Below are 16993 nucleotides of genomic sequence, written 5' to 3' on the forward strand. Positions count from 1 at the left end.
CATGGCCATCACCATCGAACAAATCATGGATCAGGCCCAGGTGTACGCCTCGGCCTGGAGCCTGGTCGGCGGGAAGTTCGACCAGGGCAACCTGCTGGAGCAGGCCAACCTGGAGAAGCAGGTACTGCTGGAAATGGTCATTGCCTTCGAAGACCAAGCCCACACCGCTGGGGCCCAGGAAGCGCAGCTAGACCTGGCTAAGCCGCTGATCCAGTGGCATCAGAACAAAGTTACGGACATCAAAAGCATGCTGCAGGCCAAGGAAGGCACTGAGCTTCGCCTGGGTGACGACGACGCCAATCCCATCGAGCTTAAAGGGCAGTTCCTGAAAGGCTTTCGGACTGCACTGCTTATCGTCGAAAGCCAGATCGAGCGATTCCCCCTTCAGCTGGTGCAGAACGCCCCGGCCAGCGACGAGGAGGAATGACCATGCGCGCTCCCAACGTCATCCCGCTCAGCGCCAAGATCGCCGCCGAGATCTCCATCCAGCACGCGCTGCCTATGTGCACCGTGCTGACCCCGGAACTGGCCGACAAGCTCCGCGCCCTCAACGACATGACCCGCCGCCTGCGCGCGGCGGGTGTGCGCGTGAAGTCCGCATCGCCGCTCGACGCCAAGATCTTCATCAACGCCGAAGACTCCGACCAGCTCGCCGCATCGTTCAAGCACGAATGGCGCGGCGTGAGCTGGAGCACCAAAGGCGTCCACACCATCAACAGCGTCCGCCTCGGCGGCTGCTACGTCTGCTGGCTGACGCCGGCAAAGGCGCTGCCGTCATGAGCCAGGCCGAGCAACTGCAGCAGGAGCTGACCGAGATGCGGGAGTCCATGCAGCGCATGGACGATCGCTACAACCAGCTCTCGCTCGCGCTGCACCACCTCACCCAGGCCAGCAATCTGCTCTGCGCTCAGATCGCTGTGATGTGCGAGGCCCACATGGCCGGCGATAACGCGCTGGTCATGCGCCAGGTCGAGCAGTTCACCCAGGCCTACCGCGCCAACCTCAAGCCCGCTGACGGGAGGGTGCATTGATGAACCTCGAAGCACGCCTGCGCGAAGCCCTGGAGCTGCTCAAACGCAGCGCCGGCTACGCCTCGGCATACCCGAGCATCGGCGGCCACAGGCTGAGTACCGAGATCAGCGAGTTCCGCGGCCAAGTACTGGCCGAACTCGACCACGCCACCCAACAAGCCGAGGAAGAGACCCATGGCTGAGCAAATCGACATCCCCGCCGGCTTCGTCAAGAACGCCGCCGGCCACCTGGTGCCGGAGCACCAGGTGCGCGAACACGACAAGTTGCGCGACCAGGTCGCCGGCGATCTGGCCAAGCAGGCCGTGGCCATCAGCGAGGCGCTGGGCGCGTTCAAGGCTAAGGCCCTGGGCGATATCGCTGACCTGATCGCCATCTCGGCCGAGAAGTACCAGGTCAAGCTCGGCGGCAAGAAGGGCAACGTCTCGATCGTCACCTACGACGGCCGCTACAAGATCGAGCGCGCCATGGCCGAGCGCATCACCTTCACCGAGGAGATCCTCGCGGCCAAGGAGCTGATCGACCAGTGCATCCGCAAATGGAGCGAAGGCGCCGACCAGCACCTGCGCATCCTGGTCGACCGCGCGTTCCGCGCCAACCGCCAGGGCCAGATCAAGACCGGCGACGTGCTCAGCCTGCTGCGCGTAGAGATCGACGACCCCGACTGGCAGCGCGCGATGGAGGCCCTGAAGGACTCCATCCAGGTCAACGGCACCGCCGTATACATCCGCGTCTACCAGCGCGTCGGCAACACCGACCGTTACGACCCGATCAACCTGAACATCGCGGCGGTGTGAGATGGCACTTTCTATCGAAGAACGCACGCGCCTGATTGATCGACTGGATCGCAGCTTCCAGGCCATGCCCCGCTGGGCAAGAACCGCGACCAAGCATGCGATGGGGGCTCCCTCACACCATCCCGAAACCGGCAAGCAGTTCGAGAGCTTCCGCGAGGTCATCGAGGCTGCAGCCGACGAGACACTGCTGATCCTCAAGGAGGACTTCGAGGACAACGACGATCTGGTACCGGAGGTTCTGCAATGAAGACCCTCGAATGCACCGTGAAGTACTACATGGGCGCCTACCAGACCAACACCGTGCGCAGCCAGCGCGCCAGCTGCAGCCACTCCGAGGACGAGGCCGTGCGCCACCTGGGCGTGAAGCTGTTCGGCGAGCAGCTCGACCACGTCGAGCGCATCGATCTCAAACCCAGCGATCAGCCGGGCATGAGCCGCTGGCTGATCGTTGGTCGGGAGGCGTGATGTCTATCTCGAAAGGCGTACTCAGCAAGATCCACATCGCCAAGGGCCAACTGGGCATGGATGACGACAGCTATCGCGCGCTTCTGCGCCGCGTTGCTGGCGTCGAGTCCTCGAAAGACCTCAACTCGCGCCAGGCCGGGCGGTTGATGGTCGAGCTGGAGCGCCTGGGCTTTAAACCGAAGCCCAGCAGCAAGGCCAAGGGCAAGCCGCACAACGCCCAGCAGCTCGGGCCGCGCATCGACAAGATCGAGGCCCAGCTCGCTGACATGGGGCTGCCGTGGGCCTATGCCGACGCCATGGCGTTGCAGATGTTCAAGGTTCAGCGGGTGGCCTGGCTGAAAAAGGCCGAGCAGCTCGACGCCCTGATCGCTGCACTGCACGTCGAGCAGGAGAAGCGCCAGCTGCTCAATCAGGTGGAAGCCCTCTGCAAGCGCCTCGGGGTGGACACTCCAGAACGCCTGGAGGGTTTGGAAGAACTGCCCGAGGGGTGGCGCAGGCAGCGTCCAATCCTCAAGGCCCTGGTGGATGCCCTGAATGCGGCGGTCAACGCGCAGGAGGGCGACTGATGCAGCTGCAATGCCCATGCTGCGGCGAGCAGTTTCCGATCGAGGCCGGCTTCGCAGACGCGGACGGCAAGAAGCTGGCGGCCATGCTCGCCGGCCTCGATCCGAAGCTGGGCCGGGCAGTGCTCAACTACCTGCGCCTGTTCAGCCCGGCGAAACGCGGCCTGCGCATGACCCGCGCCATCAAGCTGCTGGAGGAGCTGCTCGACCTGGTCAACGCCGGCACGGTGCAAAAGGACGCCCGCACCAACGACACCAAGCCGGCGCCGCCCAGGATCTGGACGGCCGGCATCGAGCAGATGCTGATCGCCCGTGATCGCCTGACGTTGCCGCTGGAGAACCACAACTATCTACGCACCGTGGTCTATGGCATCGCCAGCGACCCAGCCCAGGCCCAAGCCGCCGCGCCGGCCAAGCCGGCCCGCGCGGCCGCCACCAGCCAACAGATCCTGCAGGACGCCCTCGGCCGCATCGAAGCCGATCGCCGCCTGGGCCTAATAGATGAAGAGGAAGCCGATCGCCGCATAGCAGCGGCAAGGGGGAGCGCATGAGCAACAAGCCCACAGCGATGGCGGAGAAGCGCCACGAACTACTCAGCGATATCGCCGACCACGTTGCAGCTGTGGTTTCTGAGCACGGTGTCGACGCGAAGATCGCCGAGCAGGCCGGCGCGGCGGTGGTTGAGCATCTTTCGAACACCTGGGCCGGTTCGTGCGTGACATTTCCGAAGGATTTCCGCTGGCGGATCACCCAGCGGGATCTGGAGATCCTGGGCAAGTTCAACGGCCGCAACCACCACGCGCTGGCCGTTGAGTACGACATGACAGAGAATGCGATCTACAAGCTGCTCAAGCGGACGCAGGACAGGAAGTTCGACCGCGACCAGCACAAAATCGACTTCGGCGACGGCCTGTAACCCAGGTCGCCGCCGTTTCACCTACGGCAACACCGTTACAAAACCCATCCCGCTATTTTCCCCTTCGTTCCTTTATATCCCGCCTTTATCGCGCTTTCCCTGTGTTATTTTTCTCAAGCCTGCACAGCAAGTATCGGGCTTTGGCAATCGTTGCTACCTCACCCCGCTACGCCGCCTCTATCCGCTTCCTGTTCGTCAGGCCAGCATTTTGCCTCGGGCTTCCTTCAGATTCGCAGTCGCCCGCGACACCCTTGCCTCTGGCTAACACTTCCCCTTGCCGGGTGTGTAGAGGACTTTCACCTCCAAGTCGTCCAGTCCACCACCACAGTGAACCGAACAGCGCCAGTCACGGCGCTACGCGCCATGCCTGGCGCACAACGAAAGAACCCGCCTAGGCGGGTTCTTTGTTGCGAGAAGCAGCGATCAGGCGCCGGCTTTGCTCACGGCATCCTTGATCAGGGTCTGCAGTTCACCCTTCTCGTACATCTCGGTGAGGATGTCGCTACCGCCGACCAGCTCACCAGCCACCCACAGCTGCGGGAAAGTCGGCCAGTTGGCGTACTTCGGCAGGTTGGCGCGGATTTCCGGGTTCTGCAGGATGTCGACGTAGGCGAACTTCTCGCCGCAGCCCATCACAACCTGCGCAGCGCGGGCAGAGAAGCCACACTGCGGGGCGTTGGGCGAGCCTTTCATGTACAGCAGAACGGTGTTGTTGGCGATCTGCTCTTTGATGGTTTCGATGATATCCATGGGGGCACCTCAGCATAGACTTCGCGACCCGACGGTCGCCACGGTGGCGCGATTGTAGCGAAAAGCCGAGCATAATGCTCGGCCTTGCCGACGCGGTCATGCGATGCCCTGTGGGAGCCCCGCCTCGGGGCGAAGCTCTTGGGTATTTCCCCAACATGGCGTGACGGCCACCCTTCGCCGCGAGGCGCGGCTCCTACAACCCGGCCTGGAGAGACGCCCGTCTACGCGGCCACCACTTCGACTGGCACACCATTAAGCACCGCATTGCCGGACAGCGCATCGAGCTGGCGCTCGTCGGTCAGGTCATTGGCGCTGGCCCCCGGTTGCGCACGGGCAATGTCCATCTGCACGCCAGGGCGGGCATGGCCCCAGCCATGGGGAAGGCTGACCACACCGGCCATCACCTCATCGCTGGCGGCGACCTCCACTTCGATGCTGCCCACACGCGAACGCACCTGCACACGCTGACCATCGCTCAGACCACGCCTGGCCAGGTCCGCCGGGTTCATCAACAACTGATGACGCGGCTTGCCCTTCACCAGACGGTGATAGTTGTGCATCCAGGAGTTGTTGCTGCGCACATGGCGACGGCCGATCAGCAGCAGTTCATGGGCAGCCGGTTGTTGCTGCTTGGCGAAACGTGCCAGATCGGCCAGCAGCAGCTCAGGCGCGGCCTGCACCGCCTTGCTCGGCGTTTTCAGGCGCGCAGCAAGATTCGGTTGCAGTGGTCCCAGGTCGAGCCCATGCGGATGCTCGCGCAAAGCCGCCAGGCTGAGTTTGCGCTCGCTACTATCACCATGGGGGCCGAAACGCAGGCCCATGTCGATCATCTGCTCAGGCGCCAGGGTCGGTTTCAGCTCGAGGCCATTGCGCGCCGCGAAGGCCTTGGCCAGACCGACGAAGATTTCCCAGTCGTGCAAGGCGCCGTCCGGCTTGGCCAGGATCGCCTCGTTGAAACGGGTGACATTGCGCACCGCGAAGACATTGAAGGTGGTGTCGTAGTGATCGTGCTCCAGCGGTGCGGTTGGCGGCAGGATCAGGTCGGCGTAACGGGTGGTCTCGTTGATGTAGAAATCCACCGAGAGCATGAACTCCAGGCCGTCCAGCGCCTGCTCCAGCTGCCGCCCATTAGGCGTGGACAGTACCGGATTGCCGGCCACCGTGACCAGCGCGCGGATCTGCCCTTCGCCGGGCGTCAGCATCTCTTCGGCCAGCGCCGAGACCGGCAGCTCGCCGCCGTATTCCGGCAGGCCGGAAACCCGGCTCTGCCAGCGGTTGAAATGCCCACCGGAAGTACTCGCCACCAGATCCACCGCTGGCGTGGTGCAGAGCACGCCGCCGCTGCGATCCAGATTGCCGGTGACCAGGTTGATCACCTGCACCAACCACTGGCAGAGGGTGCCGAAAGCCTGGGTAGAGACGCCCATACGGCCGTAACAGACCGCCTTGTCAGCTGCGGCGAAATCCCGCGCTAGTTGGCGGATGGTTTCGGCCGGCACACCGCAGCGTGCGCTCATGGCCTCGGCATGGAACCCGCCAATCGCTTCACGTACCTGCTGCAATCCTTCCACCGGCAGATGGCTGTCGCGCGTCAGGCCTTCCTCGAACAGGGTGTTGAGCAGCGCCAGCAGCAGCGCGGCATCGCTACCGGGGCGTACGAACAGGTGCTGGTCGGCGATGGCCGCGGTTTCGCTGCGACGCGGGTCGATCACCACCAGCTTGCCACCGCGGGCCTGGATGGCCTTCAGGCGCTTCTCCACATCCGGCACAGTCATGATGCTGCCGTTGGAGGCCAAGGGGTTGCCGCCCAGAATCAGCATGAAGTCGGTGTGATCGATATCGGGAATCGGAATCAGCAGACCGTGGCCATACATCAGATGGCTGGTCAGGTGGTGCGGCAGTTGATCGACCGAGGTGGCGGAAAAGCGATTGCGGGTTTTCAGCTGACCGAGGAAATAGTTGCTGTGGGTCATCAGCCCATAGTTATGCACGCTGGGGTTGCCCTGATACACGGCCACGGCATTTTGCCCATGGGCGGTCTGAATCGTGCTCAGGCGCTCAGCCACCAGCTCGAACGCCTCCTCCCAGCCGATGGCCTGCCACTGCTCGCCAATGCGGCGCATGGGCTGACGGATACGGTCGGGGTCGTTCTGGATGTCCTGCAGCGCCACGGCCTTGGGGCAGATATGGCCACGGCTGAAGCTATCCCGAGCATCGCCCTTGATCGAGCGAATCTGCATGCTGCCATCAGGCTGCACTTCAGTTTCGATGGCGAGCCCACAGATGGCTTCGCACAGATGGCATGCACGGTAATGGAGGGACTTGGTCATGGCCTGGCCTCTTGTTCTGATCCATGTCGACCATCGTGGTCGCAGGTCAGGAACTATGGGCCGAGGGAAACAACGACGCCAGCAGCGTTCGTCTCATGAATCGGCAGGCATCAGGCCTGCCGATTCAGGCGATTACCGAGCAATTCAAGCGCCTCGTCTGGTGGCATCCTTTTGCTCGCCACAATTGATGTGCCGATGGCCGAAAGTGGCCGTTTGCGCCCTTTCGTCATTTCCTTATAAGATCGCGCCTTCCCCTGTTTCGTCGCACCCTGCGGCCTCCTGCCGCAAGCTCTGCTGTTTTTGTCGGTTTTATCCCCGAACACAAGCTTGCGAACTGTAGTGATAAAGGTAGTTAACGATGAGCGACAGACACTTTCTCTCGATGATGGATTACACACCGGACGAACTGGTGGGACTGATCCGCCGAGGCATCGAGCTGAAGAATCTGCGCAACCGTGGCGTACTTTTCGAGCCGCTGAAGAATCGCGTGCTGGGCATGATCTTCGAGAAAGCCTCGACTCGCACCCGCCTGTCCTTCGAAGCCGGCATGATCCAGCTCGGTGGCCAGGCCATCTTCCTCTCGCCGCGCGACACCCAACTGGGCCGTGGCGAGCCGATCGGCGATGCCGCCATCGTCATGTCGAGCATGCTCGACGCGGTGATGATCCGCACCTTCGCCCACGGCAACCTCACCGAGTTCGCCGCCAAGTCCAAGGTACCGGTGATCAACGGCCTGTCCGATGACCTGCACCCCTGCCAGTTGCTGGCCGACATGCAGACCTTCCTCGAACACCGCGGCAGCATCACCGGCAAGACGGTGGCCTGGATCGGCGACGGCAACAACATGTGCAACTCCTATATCGAAGCGGCGATGCAGTTCGACTTCCAGCTGAAGGTCGCCTGCCCTGCTGGCTACGAGCCGGACGCGCGCTTCCTGGCCCAGGCCGGCGAGCGCGTGCAGGTCGTGCGTGACCCGCGCGAGGCAGTGGCCGGCGCCCATCTGGTCAGCACCGACGTGTGGGCCTCCATGGGCCAGGAAGACGAAGCCGAGCAGCGCATGGCGTTGTTCCGCCCCTACCAGGTCACCCGCGAGCTGCTCGACGCCGCCACCGAAGACGTGCTCTTCATGCACTGTCTGCCGGCGCACCGTGGCGAAGAAATCAGCGTCGACCTGCTCGACGACCCGCGCTCGGTTGCCTGGGATCAAGCCGAGAACCGCCTGCACGCACAGAAGGCGCTGCTGGAAATGCTGGTCGAACCGGCGTACCACCACGCATGAGCCAGCCTCTGCTGCAGCTACGCGGGCTGAACTGCGGCTACCACGCCCACAAGGTGGTGCAGGATCTCGACCTGCACCTCAACCCTGGCGACATCGGCTGCCTGCTCGGTCCATCGGGCTGCGGCAAGACCACCACATTGCGCGCCATCGCCGGTTTCGAGCCGGTCCTGGAAGGCGAGATCGAACTGGCAGGTGAAGTGATTTCCCGCGCCGGTTTTACCCTGGCGCCGGAGAAACGCCATATCGGCATGGTGTTCCAGGACTACGCCCTGTTCCCCCACCTGAGCGTGGCCGAGAACGTTGCCTTCGGTATCCGCAAGCAGCCCAACGCCGAGCGCGCCACTCAAGAGCTGCTGGAGTTGGTCAAGCTCGGCAACCTGGCCAAACGTTACCCGCACGAGCTGTCCGGTGGTCAGCAGCAACGGGTCGCCCTGGCGCGCGCGCTGGCGCCGGAACCGAAATTGCTGCTACTCGACGAACCCTTCTCCAACCTCGATGGCGAACTGCGCAGGCGCCTGAGCCATGAGGTGCGCGACATTCTCAAGTCACGCGGCACCAGCGCCATTCTGGTCACTCACGATCAGGAAGAGGCCTTCGCCGTCAGTGATCACGTCGGCGTGTTCAAGGATGGTCGCCTGGAGCAGTGGGATACGCCGTTCAATCTCTATCACGAGCCGCTGACGCCTTTCGTCGCCAGCTTCATCGGTCAGGGTTACTTCATTCGCGGCCAGTTGCTCGGCCCGGAAACGGTGCAGACCGAGCTCGGAATGATCCGCGGCAACCGTGCCTACACCTGGGCTCAGGGCAGCGCGGTGGACGTCTTGCTGCGCCCGGACGACATCGTCCCGGATGAAAGCAGCGAACTGAAGGCGCGCATCGTCGGCAAGACTTTCCTCGGCGCTGCGACGCTCTACCGCCTGCAACTGCCGACCGGTAGCCAGTTGGAATCGATCTTCCCCAGCCATGCCGATCACCAGCCAGGTGACGAGGTGGGCATCCGCGTCGCCGCCGATCACCTGGTGGCCTTCCCGGCTCTCGGCAGCGTCGCCGCGCAATTGCAACTCAGCGACTCCGGTGGCGTGCGCCGGGTCAGCAGCAACTGATCAGAGCATCAGCTGGCCACTGGCGATATGGACGAAGGTTTGAAACGTCAGCCCGTTCTATTGTGCAGAAGCATTGCGGGGCAGCAGTTTCTTGACGTAGGTATGCCCCGGAGTCAACGGCTTACCATCCCGCCCTTCCAGCACCAGCCGCGGCACAGGCTTCCCGGTCGCACGCTCAACTAACGTCGAGTGCGCCTCGCCCCGCGCAAATAGATGCCCCTCTCCCCACTGGCGCAGCGCCACAATAACCGGAAAAAGCGATTCTCCCCTGGGAGTCAGGACGTAATCCTGGTAGACCGAACCATCGGACGCCGGCACCGCCTGCATGATCCCGCCCTCTTCGAGCGAGCGCAGCCGGTCGGCAAGGATATTCCGAGCGATACCCAGGTTGCTTTGGAACGCGCCAAACCGACGAACATCGTCGAATGCGTCACGAATGATCAGCAGCGTCCAACGATCACCGATGACATCGAGTGCCCTTGCCACAGGACATGGCGAATCACTCACACCTTTGCGCCTCACCATCACCACCTCCGCGCCCTTCATCTGAGCGGGCTCAGCTCAAAACCTGGCCGGAACGCAGCCTCGCCCCATGTGGTTTCATTTTAAAACACAAAATAGAACATCTCCAGGCAATACGCCGAAGGGAAATCCCGCAATAACCCGCAGTTTCACGATCATTTTTCTGTATTAGGTAGATATTTCCCCCCAGCAAGCCGAAAGGGGAAAACCGGTCTTGCACCGCCTCCCCCCTGCTTTCCAACGCCATGCCGTCAGCGCTGGAAAACGCCCCATAGCACCGTCAACCCCTTATCCATACCGGCCTACAGCCATACCCCACCCCACATGACACGTAAAAAATATTCAATATTTATATTAAAAAATTAGTTTTTATTTACAAAAGAACTATAAATCACACGCAAAGGCAGTAGCTTTTTAAAACTACTATACATTATTTTCCAGCAACGGCTGATCAAGGCCACCGGCCAACATCGCACCAAGGAATCGACATTTCAGGAGGAAAGTCATGTGCAAGGTCACTGCCATGCCGAAGGGAGCAGAAGGCGTGCTTCCTGCCGGAACCCCGTTGACTGAACTTGAGTACGAGATGAACAGCGACTGCATCCCTTTCGGCTGCAAGGCCGGCGCCTGTGGTTCCTGCATCATCGAGGTGTTGGATGGCCTGGCGAACCTCAGCGCCAGAGAGGCAGACGAGGCAGACGAGGCAGACGAGGCAGCATTGCTCGGGATCGCAGCAAAACTGCAACAACCTATTTAACTGATTCGGAAGGAACCAATATGAAAGCCAGCCATCTCCTTCTTGCCGTGCTGATCACGGCCATCTGGGGCTTCAACTTTTCCGTCATCAAACTAGGGCTGCAATCAGTAGATCCCTTTATCCTGGCGGGAATACGCTTCACGTTATGCGCCCTCCCCATGGTGTTCTTCATACGTTTTCCACAAGTTGCGATCGGCTACGTGATCACCTACGGCCTGCTGTTTGGCATTGGCTTGTGGGGTATCGTCAACCTAGGTATCCAGGCTGGGTTATCGGCTGGGATCGCCTCGCTGGTACTACAGTTCAGTGCTTTCTTTACCATACTGCTCGGCGCCCTGGTGTTCCACGAATCGATATCCAAATACCAGTACGCTGGGGTCGCCATTGCGCTGCTTGGGCTCGGGCTCATCATCAACATCACCGACGGCACCGTGACACTCGTCGGCGTAGCCCTGGTCATCTTCGGCGCGCTTTGCTGGAGCCTCGCCAATATCGTGATCAAGAAAGCGGGCACCAAGGAGGTATTCGCCTTCCTGGTATGGTCCAGCCTGTTTTCCCCGATCCCGCTGTTCCTCATTGCCTACCTGCAACATGGCCCGGAGATTTATGTGCGGACATTGGCACAGATCGACAACGCCGCCATCTTCTCGATTCTGTTCCAGGCTTACCCCACCACCCTCATTGGCTACTGGATCTGGAATTCACTGCTGAAAACCTACCCGGTATCGACGGTGGCACCGCTGTCGCTGCTAGTGCCCGTTTTCGGTCTGCTGGGTTCAGCGCTCATTTTTAGTGAGCAGATCGGGCTTTCCAAAGGCGTGGCCGCAGGCCTGATCATCCTGGGTCTGGTGGTAGGGCTTTACGGAAAGCAACTCGTTGCAGTTGTTCAGGGTGGTGCCCAGCGCAGCCAGGCCTGACCTGACCTGAAGCCGCTCTTTATTTCCAGCATATAAGAAGTCGACCAGCTCAAACCTACCGAAGTTGCCGAACGCCTGAGAAGCCAGGGCATCATCGCCAGCCCATCGCCCTACGGCAACCCCTGCATGCGCTTCTCGGCCGGCATCGTCAACAGCGAGGCGGATATCGAGCGCGCCCTTGCTGCAATCAAGGCCATGGGGTAGCGGTCGAGGCTCGTTGTTGCACCGTGCTCACGGTGCAACCAAATCCATGTAGTTGCAATTCGAAACCACTTTAAATACTTTAGCGCGGTTTTATTTTGCAACCATACAGGAGATCACTATGCTCCCCAGCACCTGTCCCGTTATACCTCAGGCCAGAAGCCTTACCGCACTTTCCCGCATCAACAGCAACCTGCTTCTATGCGGTATTGCCGCTGCCTGCACAGCGGCTGTTGTCATCGCCCTAATCTCCCAGCATGTCTACGGTATGCAGCCCTGTGCCTGGTGCGTGCTGCAACGTATGGCGTTTCTTGCTGTCGCTCTGTCCTGTGGCCTGGCATTGCTGATACGCAATCTGGCCGCCCAATTTTTCATTCATGCGGTTGCCATCGGCTACTCAGTATCAGGCATTGCCGCCGCTCTCTGGCAGCACTTCAATTCCGCATCATCCACATCCTGTACGCTTTCCCTTGCTGACAGAACCCTAGCCACGCTGGGCTTCGACGTCTGGGTTCCGGGCCTCTTCGCCCCACGGGCAAGCTGTGCAGACTCGGCCGTCAACTTGCTGGGTATACCTTACGAATTCTGGAGCCTGATGCTGTTTGTCCTGGTGACGGGAGCACTGCTGTTCAGTGCCGGCTTGGGCATCTCTAAACACAGGCACCGACACCGTCCACTGCACTGACACCCACCCAATAACCCCACTGCAGCGCGCTACAGCCCTGCGTTTACGGCTGAGTCCCACAGTCACTACCCATCCATAGTAGCTGCAATTTTCAACCACTTTGAACGCTTCCATGTAGTTGCATTTTGCAACCAAACTAGGAGAGCCGAGATGTCAACAGTTACAGATACCCTCACGACTAGCAGGGCTCCAACAACAATGCCGCGCGCCATGGTGATGCTTTTTGCCTGTGCGAGCGGGCTCAGCGTAGCCAATGTCTACTATGCCCAACCCTTGCTCGATGCTCTGGCGGCGGAATTCTCCATCAGCCAGGCAGCCGTCGGCGGCGTTATCACCGCAACCCAGGTTGGCTGCGGCCTTGCCTTACTGCTGCTTGTACCGCTGGGAGACAGGATGGACAGGCGGCGCCTGATGTTGCTGCAACTGGGCGCCCTGGTACTGGCCCTGATAGGTGTGGCAATAGCAGCCACCCCAGTAACCCTGCTGGCCGGTATGCTGGCAGTCGGGTTGCTTGGCACGGCCATGACACAGGGACTGATAGCCTATGCCGCCACCGCAGCTGCACCGGAAGAGCGCGGGCGCATAGTCGGCACAACGCAAGGCGGGGTGGTCATCGGATTGCTGCTGGCCCGCGTGCTGGCAGGGTTTATAGCCGACCTGGGCGGATGGAGGATGGTGTATTTCACCTCGGCAACCGTAATGGCCGCGCTGGCTTATATGCTCTGGCGTACCTTGCCCGAACAGCGCCCGACAGGCAGGCTGCTAAGCTATCCACAACTGCTGCTGTCAATGGTCTCGCTGCTGTCCACAGAGCGGGTGTTGCAGATTCGCGGGATGCTTGCCCTGCTGATGTTCGCCGTGTTCAACATATTCTGGAGTGCCTTGGTGCTGCCACTGAGCGAGCCGCCATACAGCTTCTCGCATACTATCATCGGCGCTTTCGGCCTGGTCGGTGTGGTAGGTGCGCTGGCTGCAACACGCGCGGGCTACTGGGCTGACCGTGGTCTCGGCCAGTGGACAACGGGACTGGCCCTGTTGTTGCTGCTGGCATCATGGCTACCTCTATGGTTCACCATGGTATCGCTGTGGGCGCTGGTACTCGGGATTATCATCATCGATCTGGCCGGCCAGGCTATCCATGTGACCAACCAAAGCATGATTTTCAGTACCCGCCCGGAAGCGCACAGCCGGTTGGTAGGCTGCTACATGCTGTTCTATGCGGTAGGCAGTGGATTGGGCGCTATCGCCACGACAGCGATCTATGCAGCGGCGGGCTGGGCTGGAGTCTGCGTTCTCGGTTCATTCATCAGCCTGCTGGCGCTGATCTTCTGGCTGGTGACAATGCGCTTTATGCCAAAACCGCCTCCAGCTCGCTAGGAGAACCATACGACAGCCCCATGGCGGGATTGCCCGCGAACGGCTGGTCGGTAAAGGCGTCAACTTGATGGAATTCGAGAGGCATGCTGCATTCCTGGCCAGATGAGAGCCGCCAGCATGCCTGCGCAGGGTAAGCCGCAACAGATACAGTTCCTGTTTTCCAGATGCTCTGAGAGCATCGCGGCTAAAGCCGCTCCTACGATCCTGGGGTGCTTCAGGGCTCGCTGCGCACACGCTTCACGGCATCCAGCCAGCCAGCATAGAGGCGTTCACGGTGCGCCTCGTTCATCCGCGGCTCGAAGCGCTGCTGACGATGCCAGTGGCTGGCGATGGCATTGAGGTCCTGGTAAAGACCTAGCTTCAGACCCGCCAGGTAGGCGACGCCGAGCGCGGTGGTTTCGGTGACCTCCGGGCGCTCGACGCTGACCCCAAGAATGTCGGCGAGAAACTGCATGACCCAGTTGTTCTCCACCATGCCACCGTCGACACGCAGCGCACTAGGCGCCGCGGCACCGTCCTGGCGCATGGCCTCGAGCAAGTCGCGAGTCTGGTAGCACACCGACTGCAGGCCGGCGGTGACGATCTCCTTGATCCCGGTGTCACGGGTAAGGCCGAAGATGGCGCCACGCGCCTTGGGGTCCCAATACGGCGCGCCCAGGCCGGTGAATGCCGGCACCAGATAGACGCCGCAGGCCTCACCGGTAGCCTCGGCCAGCGCCTCGCTGTCGCGCGCATGGCTGATCAGCTTGATGCCGTCGCGCAGCCACTGCACCGCCGCACCGGCCACGAAGATGCTGCCCTCGACCGCATAGGTCACCTTGCCATCGAGGCGATAGCCGACCGTGGTCAGCAGACGGTTCTTCGAACTCACCGGCTGATCGCCAGTGTTCTGGATCATGAAACAGCCAGTACCGTAGGTGCTCTTGACCATGCCCGGCTCGAAGCAGGCCTGGCCGATCAGGGCCGCCTGCTGGTCACCGGCCATGCCCAGCACCGGAATGCTGGCGCCGAGCAGCACGCTGTCGGTGTGACCGAACTCGGCGGCACAATCGAGCACCTCGGGCAGCAGGCTGGCCGGGATCTCGAACAGCTTGAGCAGCTCTTCGTCCCACTGTTGGGTATGGATGTTGAACATCAGCGTGCGCGAGGCGTTGCTGGCGTCGGTGCGGTGCACCTTGCCATCGGTCAGACGCCACAACAGGAAGCTGTCGACGGTACCGAAGCGCAGCTCACCGCGCTCGGCCCGCTCACGAGCGCCCGGCACGTTATGCAGAATCCAGCGCAGCTTGGTGGCGGAGAAATACGGATCGATCAGCAGGCCGGTCTTGGCCGAGACCTCCGCCTCGTGGCCTTGCTCCTTGAGTCCGGCGCAATAGTCGGCGGTACGCCGATCCTGCCAGACGATAGCCGGATGGATAGGCGTACCACTGACGGCATCCCACACCAAGGTGGTTTCGCGCTGGTTGGTGATGCCGATGGCGGCAATCGCTTGCGGCTGCAAGCTGCTGCTGGCGATGGCATCGCGGCAAACCTGGAGCGTGGAGGACCATATCTCCTCACCGTCGTGCTCGACCCAGCCATCCTGCGGGAAGTACTGCTTGAACTCCTGCTGGGCACGTGCAACCGGCAAGCCCTGGGCACTGAAGATGATGGCGCGGGAGCTGGTGGTGCCCTGGTCGATGGCTAGCAGGTATTGGGTCATGCAAGGTTCCTTGTTGTTATCACTGCAGTTGACGGCAGACTGGCTTATTTTGCTGGCGAGCATACTGCTCGCTTCAGGCTTTGCCGATAGCGGCGAACCGCCCCTGGGTATGCTGCGCCAGGGTCTCGGCCGAGAGTTCCAGCTCCAGCCCGCGCCGGCCGCCGCTGACGTGAATGGTTGGATGCCGACGTGCCGATTCGTCAATAAAGGTGCGCAAGCGTTTCTTCTGCCCCAGCGGGCTTATGCCGCCGACCAGATAACCCGTGGCGCGCTGCGCGGCATTCGGGTCGGCCATATCGGCCTTCTTCACGCCAGCCGCTGCGGCCAGCGCCTTGAGATCGAGACTGCCGACCACCGGCACCACCGCCACCAGGAGTTCGCCTTTCTCGGTCGCCGCGAGCAGGGTCTTGAACACGCATTCGGGCGCCAGACCGAGCTTTTCCGCCGCTTCCAGCCCATAAGACGGCGCCTTGGGGTCATGCTGATAGCTATGCACACGGTGTTCGGCCTTGGCCTTCTTCAACAGATCGATTGCTGGAGTCATGTTCGAATGTGAAAACGCTGTGAAAGATACCCTACATTAACAGGCCGAAATCCTCCGTATCTACAGCCTATAATGGGTGACCCTCACAGGAAGCGCTCATGAATCTCGCTCCCCGCCAGCACGACATCCTCAACCTCGCCCGCGAGCGCGGCTACGTCAGCATCGACGAGCTGGCTCAAGCCTTCGCCGTTACCCCACAGACCATTCGCCGCGATATCAACCAGTTGGCCGAGCACGGTCTGTTGCGCCGCACCCATGGTGGCGCGGCGTGCGAATCGTCGAGCATTCAGAACACCGCCTATGGCATGCGCGCCGGGCAGATGCGCGAAGAAAAACAGCGTATCGCCGAAGCCGTGGCGGCGCAGATTCCCGATCACGCCTCACTGTTCATCAATATCGGCACCACCACCGAGGCCATCGCCCGCGAGCTACAGAACCACAAGGGCCTGAAGATCATCACCAACAACCTGCACGTCGCCGCGCAACTCAGCGCCAAGGCCGACTTCGAGGTTCTGGTGGCCGGCGGTACGGTGCGCAGCGACGGCGGTATCGTCGGCCAGGCGGCGGTGGATTTCATCCAGCAGTTCAAGGTCGACTACGCCATCGTCGGCATCAGCGGCATCGACGACGACGGCAGCCTGCTCGACTTCGACTATCAGGAAGTACGCGTTTCCCAGGCGATCATCGACAACGCGCGGCAGGTTTTCCTCGCCGCCGACTCCAGCAAGTTCGGCCGCAACGCCGTGGTACGCCTGGGCTCCATCGCCCTGGTCGACCGCGTCTTTACCGATAGCGCACCTTCAGCCGCCATCACCCGCCTGCTGCACAGCCACAAGGTCCAGCTCGATCTGGTCTGATTGGTCTCTCGACGGCTATCGCGTAGGGCGGGTGCAACCCGCCGATACGTTGCTGGCGGGTTGCACCCGCCCTACTGCAAACCCACCTCTTAACTACCGCTCGGCGCGCAATCGCGTGCCGGGGTAGCGAAGCTGCGCATCTTCGTCTAGCATATTTTCGAAAGTGAACATAACCACATTCGAATCCAACAGCCGAGCG

Annotated in this window: 23 protein-coding genes; 18 read left to right on the top strand and 5 right to left on the bottom strand. The window is 61.5% G+C overall.

Translation table 11 applies throughout. The features are described 5' to 3' along the window. Nucleotide 1 precedes the first annotated feature (1 nt). From N5J71_RS00985 to N5J71_RS01030, 10 genes are read left to right on the top strand one after another with little or no spacing between them, the layout of a single operon-like run. Entirely contained in the window at nt 2–427 is a 426-nt protein-coding gene (locus tag N5J71_RS00985; RefSeq protein WP_279916132.1) for a host nuclease inhibitor protein, read from the top strand. Between the two features lie 2 nt (nt 428–429). Next, on the top strand, nt 430–780 hold the full coding sequence (locus N5J71_RS00990) for a hypothetical protein (RefSeq protein WP_279916133.1): 351 nt from the start codon (nt 430–432) through the stop codon (nt 778–780). Beyond that, on the top strand, nt 777–1031 hold the full coding sequence (locus N5J71_RS00995) for a hypothetical protein (protein WP_078458503.1): 255 nt from the start codon (nt 777–779) through the stop codon (nt 1029–1031). The genes N5J71_RS00990 and N5J71_RS00995 overlap by 4 nt, the downstream gene beginning before the upstream one ends. Further along, nucleotides 1031–1213: a hypothetical protein gene (locus N5J71_RS01000; RefSeq protein ID WP_024308347.1), complete on the top strand. Its 183-nt coding sequence runs from the start codon at nt 1031–1033 to the stop codon at nt 1211–1213. The genes N5J71_RS00995 and N5J71_RS01000 overlap by 1 nt, the downstream gene beginning before the upstream one ends. Beyond that, a complete protein-coding gene (locus N5J71_RS01005; protein ID WP_279916134.1) occupies nt 1206–1826 on the top strand; it encodes a DUF3164 family protein in 621 nt (206 codons plus the stop codon). The genes N5J71_RS01000 and N5J71_RS01005 overlap by 8 nt, the downstream gene beginning before the upstream one ends. A 1-nt stretch (nt 1827) precedes the next feature. Beyond that, a complete protein-coding gene (locus N5J71_RS01010; RefSeq protein ID WP_279916135.1) occupies nt 1828–2073 on the top strand; it encodes a hypothetical protein in 246 nt (81 codons plus the stop codon). Continuing rightward, nucleotides 2070–2291 carry a hypothetical protein gene (locus tag N5J71_RS01015; RefSeq protein WP_279916136.1) on the top strand — a complete coding sequence of 74 codons (222 nt, stop codon included), beginning with the start codon at nt 2070–2072 and terminating at the stop codon, nt 2289–2291. The genes N5J71_RS01010 and N5J71_RS01015 overlap by 4 nt, the downstream gene beginning before the upstream one ends. Beyond that, nucleotides 2291–2857 (top strand): gp16 family protein, encoded by a 567-nt coding sequence (locus N5J71_RS01020; RefSeq protein ID WP_078458500.1) that lies wholly within the window; start codon nt 2291–2293, stop codon nt 2855–2857. Before N5J71_RS01015 ends, N5J71_RS01020 begins: the two co-directional genes overlap by 1 nt. Then, nucleotides 2857–3405: an HI_1489 N-terminal domain-containing protein gene (locus N5J71_RS01025; protein WP_279916137.1), complete on the top strand. Its 549-nt coding sequence runs from the start codon at nt 2857–2859 to the stop codon at nt 3403–3405. The genes N5J71_RS01020 and N5J71_RS01025 overlap by 1 nt, the downstream gene beginning before the upstream one ends. After that, on the top strand, nt 3402–3770 hold the full coding sequence (locus N5J71_RS01030; RefSeq protein ID WP_237856894.1) for a Mor transcription activator family protein: 369 nt from the start codon (nt 3402–3404) through the stop codon (nt 3768–3770). Before N5J71_RS01025 ends, N5J71_RS01030 begins: the two co-directional genes overlap by 4 nt. 423 nt (nt 3771–4193) lie before the next feature. Here N5J71_RS01030 and grxD read toward each other — a convergent pair whose 3' ends face one another. Further along, nucleotides 4194–4520 carry a Grx4 family monothiol glutaredoxin gene (gene grxD / locus N5J71_RS01035; RefSeq protein WP_003246056.1) on the bottom strand — a complete coding sequence of 109 codons (327 nt, stop codon included), beginning with the start codon at nt 4518–4520 and terminating at the stop codon, nt 4194–4196. Nucleotides 4521–4741: 221 nt separating this feature from the next. Beyond that, on the bottom strand, nt 4742–6850 hold the full coding sequence (locus N5J71_RS01040; RefSeq protein WP_279916138.1) for a molybdopterin oxidoreductase family protein: 2109 nt from the start codon (nt 6848–6850) through the stop codon (nt 4742–4744). Between the two features lie 23 nt (nt 6851–6873). On the opposite strand from N5J71_RS01040, the gene N5J71_RS01045 reads away from it, so the two are divergent. From N5J71_RS01045 to N5J71_RS01055, 3 genes are all read left to right on the top strand, one after another. After that, entirely contained in the window at nt 6874–7038 is a 165-nt protein-coding gene (locus tag N5J71_RS01045) for a hypothetical protein (RefSeq protein ID WP_279533711.1), read from the top strand. A 170-nt stretch (nt 7039–7208) separates the two neighbouring features. Continuing rightward, on the top strand, nt 7209–8129 hold the full coding sequence (gene argF, locus N5J71_RS01050; protein ID WP_279916139.1) for an ornithine carbamoyltransferase: 921 nt from the start codon (nt 7209–7211) through the stop codon (nt 8127–8129). After that, a complete protein-coding gene (locus N5J71_RS01055) occupies nt 8126–9232 on the top strand; it encodes an ABC transporter ATP-binding protein (protein ID WP_279916140.1) in 1107 nt (368 codons plus the stop codon). The genes argF and N5J71_RS01055 overlap by 4 nt, the downstream gene beginning before the upstream one ends. Before the next feature lie 57 nt (nt 9233–9289). On the opposite strand, the gene N5J71_RS01060 is transcribed toward N5J71_RS01055, so the two are convergent. Continuing rightward, a complete protein-coding gene (locus N5J71_RS01060) occupies nt 9290–9757 on the bottom strand; it encodes a winged helix-turn-helix transcriptional regulator (RefSeq protein ID WP_279916161.1) in 468 nt (155 codons plus the stop codon). Nucleotides 9758–10259: 502 nt separating this feature from the next. Here N5J71_RS01060 and N5J71_RS01065 point away from each other — a divergent pair. The 4 genes from N5J71_RS01065 to N5J71_RS01080 all read left to right on the top strand — a co-directional run bounded on the left by N5J71_RS01065 (nt 10260) and on the right by N5J71_RS01080 (nt 13691). Next, nucleotides 10260–10511, top strand: coding sequence for a 2Fe-2S iron-sulfur cluster-binding protein (locus N5J71_RS01065; RefSeq protein WP_279916141.1), 252 nt, complete (start codon nt 10260–10262; stop codon nt 10509–10511). A 20-nt stretch (nt 10512–10531) separates the two neighbouring features. Next, nucleotides 10532–11428 (top strand): EamA family transporter, encoded by an 897-nt coding sequence (locus N5J71_RS01070; RefSeq protein ID WP_279916142.1) that lies wholly within the window; start codon nt 10532–10534, stop codon nt 11426–11428. Nucleotides 11429–11750: 322 nt separating this feature from the next. Next, nucleotides 11751–12314 (top strand): disulfide bond formation protein B, encoded by a 564-nt coding sequence (locus N5J71_RS01075; RefSeq protein WP_279916143.1) that lies wholly within the window; start codon nt 11751–11753, stop codon nt 12312–12314. Nucleotides 12315–12464: 150 nt separating this feature from the next. After that, on the top strand, nt 12465–13691 hold the full coding sequence (locus N5J71_RS01080) for an MFS transporter (protein WP_279916145.1): 1227 nt from the start codon (nt 12465–12467) through the stop codon (nt 13689–13691). Between the two features lie 214 nt (nt 13692–13905). On the opposite strand, the gene glpK is transcribed toward N5J71_RS01080, so the two are convergent. Both glpK and ybaK read right to left on the bottom strand, forming a co-directional pair. Beyond that, nucleotides 13906–15393 carry a glycerol kinase GlpK gene (glpK, locus tag N5J71_RS01085; protein ID WP_279916146.1) on the bottom strand — a complete coding sequence of 496 codons (1488 nt, stop codon included), beginning with the start codon at nt 15391–15393 and terminating at the stop codon, nt 13906–13908. 73 nt (nt 15394–15466) lie between these two features. Continuing rightward, nucleotides 15467–15937 carry a Cys-tRNA(Pro) deacylase gene (ybaK, locus tag N5J71_RS01090; protein WP_003462604.1) on the bottom strand — a complete coding sequence of 157 codons (471 nt, stop codon included), beginning with the start codon at nt 15935–15937 and terminating at the stop codon, nt 15467–15469. A gap of 98 nt (nt 15938–16035) precedes the next feature. Here ybaK and N5J71_RS01095 point away from each other — a divergent pair, with 98 nt between their 5' ends. Further along, complete coding sequence (locus N5J71_RS01095; RefSeq protein WP_003462605.1) at nt 16036–16794, top strand: DeoR/GlpR family DNA-binding transcription regulator; 759 nt, start codon at nt 16036–16038, stop codon at nt 16792–16794. Nucleotides 16795–16993: the final 199 nt, after the last annotated feature.

This window comes from Ectopseudomonas oleovorans, assembly GCF_029845265.1.
GTDB classification, from domain to species: domain Bacteria; phylum Pseudomonadota; class Gammaproteobacteria; order Pseudomonadales; family Pseudomonadaceae; genus Aquipseudomonas; species Aquipseudomonas oleovorans.

Coding starts and splice junctions, on each gene's coding strand:
- N5J71_RS01065 (WP_279916141.1), top strand. CDS start 10,260: ATGTGCAAGGTCACTGCCATGCCGAAGGGAGCAGAAGGCGTGCTTCCT.
- N5J71_RS01020 (WP_078458500.1), top strand. CDS start 2,291: ATGTCTATCTCGAAAGGCGTACTCAGCAAGATCCACATCGCCAAGGGC.
- N5J71_RS01075 (WP_279916143.1), top strand. CDS start 11,751: ATGCTCCCCAGCACCTGTCCCGTTATACCTCAGGCCAGAAGCCTTACC.
- N5J71_RS01025 (WP_279916137.1), top strand. CDS start 2,857: ATGCAGCTGCAATGCCCATGCTGCGGCGAGCAGTTTCCGATCGAGGCC.
- ybaK (WP_003462604.1), bottom strand. CDS start 15,937: ATGACTCCAGCAATCGATCTGTTGAAGAAGGCCAAGGCCGAACACCGT.
- N5J71_RS01015 (WP_279916136.1), top strand. CDS start 2,070: ATGAAGACCCTCGAATGCACCGTGAAGTACTACATGGGCGCCTACCAG.
- N5J71_RS01070 (WP_279916142.1), top strand. CDS start 10,532: ATGAAAGCCAGCCATCTCCTTCTTGCCGTGCTGATCACGGCCATCTGG.
- N5J71_RS00995 (WP_078458503.1), top strand. CDS start 777: ATGAGCCAGGCCGAGCAACTGCAGCAGGAGCTGACCGAGATGCGGGAG.
- N5J71_RS00990 (WP_279916133.1), top strand. CDS start 430: ATGCGCGCTCCCAACGTCATCCCGCTCAGCGCCAAGATCGCCGCCGAG.
- N5J71_RS01055 (WP_279916140.1), top strand. CDS start 8,126: ATGAGCCAGCCTCTGCTGCAGCTACGCGGGCTGAACTGCGGCTACCAC.
- N5J71_RS01080 (WP_279916145.1), top strand. CDS start 12,465: ATGTCAACAGTTACAGATACCCTCACGACTAGCAGGGCTCCAACAACA.
- N5J71_RS01005 (WP_279916134.1), top strand. CDS start 1,206: ATGGCTGAGCAAATCGACATCCCCGCCGGCTTCGTCAAGAACGCCGCC.
- N5J71_RS01060 (WP_279916161.1), bottom strand. CDS start 9,757: ATGGTGAGGCGCAAAGGTGTGAGTGATTCGCCATGTCCTGTGGCAAGG.
- N5J71_RS01010 (WP_279916135.1), top strand. CDS start 1,828: ATGGCACTTTCTATCGAAGAACGCACGCGCCTGATTGATCGACTGGAT.
- N5J71_RS01030 (WP_237856894.1), top strand. CDS start 3,402: ATGAGCAACAAGCCCACAGCGATGGCGGAGAAGCGCCACGAACTACTC.
- grxD (WP_003246056.1), bottom strand. CDS start 4,520: ATGGATATCATCGAAACCATCAAAGAGCAGATCGCCAACAACACCGTT.
- argF (WP_279916139.1), top strand. CDS start 7,209: ATGAGCGACAGACACTTTCTCTCGATGATGGATTACACACCGGACGAA.
- N5J71_RS01040 (WP_279916138.1), bottom strand. CDS start 6,850: ATGACCAAGTCCCTCCATTACCGTGCATGCCATCTGTGCGAAGCCATC.
- N5J71_RS00985 (WP_279916132.1), top strand. CDS start 2: ATGGCCATCACCATCGAACAAATCATGGATCAGGCCCAGGTGTACGCC.
- N5J71_RS01000 (WP_024308347.1), top strand. CDS start 1,031: ATGAACCTCGAAGCACGCCTGCGCGAAGCCCTGGAGCTGCTCAAACGC.
- N5J71_RS01095 (WP_003462605.1), top strand. CDS start 16,036: ATGAATCTCGCTCCCCGCCAGCACGACATCCTCAACCTCGCCCGCGAG.
- glpK (WP_279916146.1), bottom strand. CDS start 15,393: ATGACCCAATACCTGCTAGCCATCGACCAGGGCACCACCAGCTCCCGC.
- N5J71_RS01045 (WP_279533711.1), top strand. CDS start 6,874: ATGTCGACCATCGTGGTCGCAGGTCAGGAACTATGGGCCGAGGGAAAC.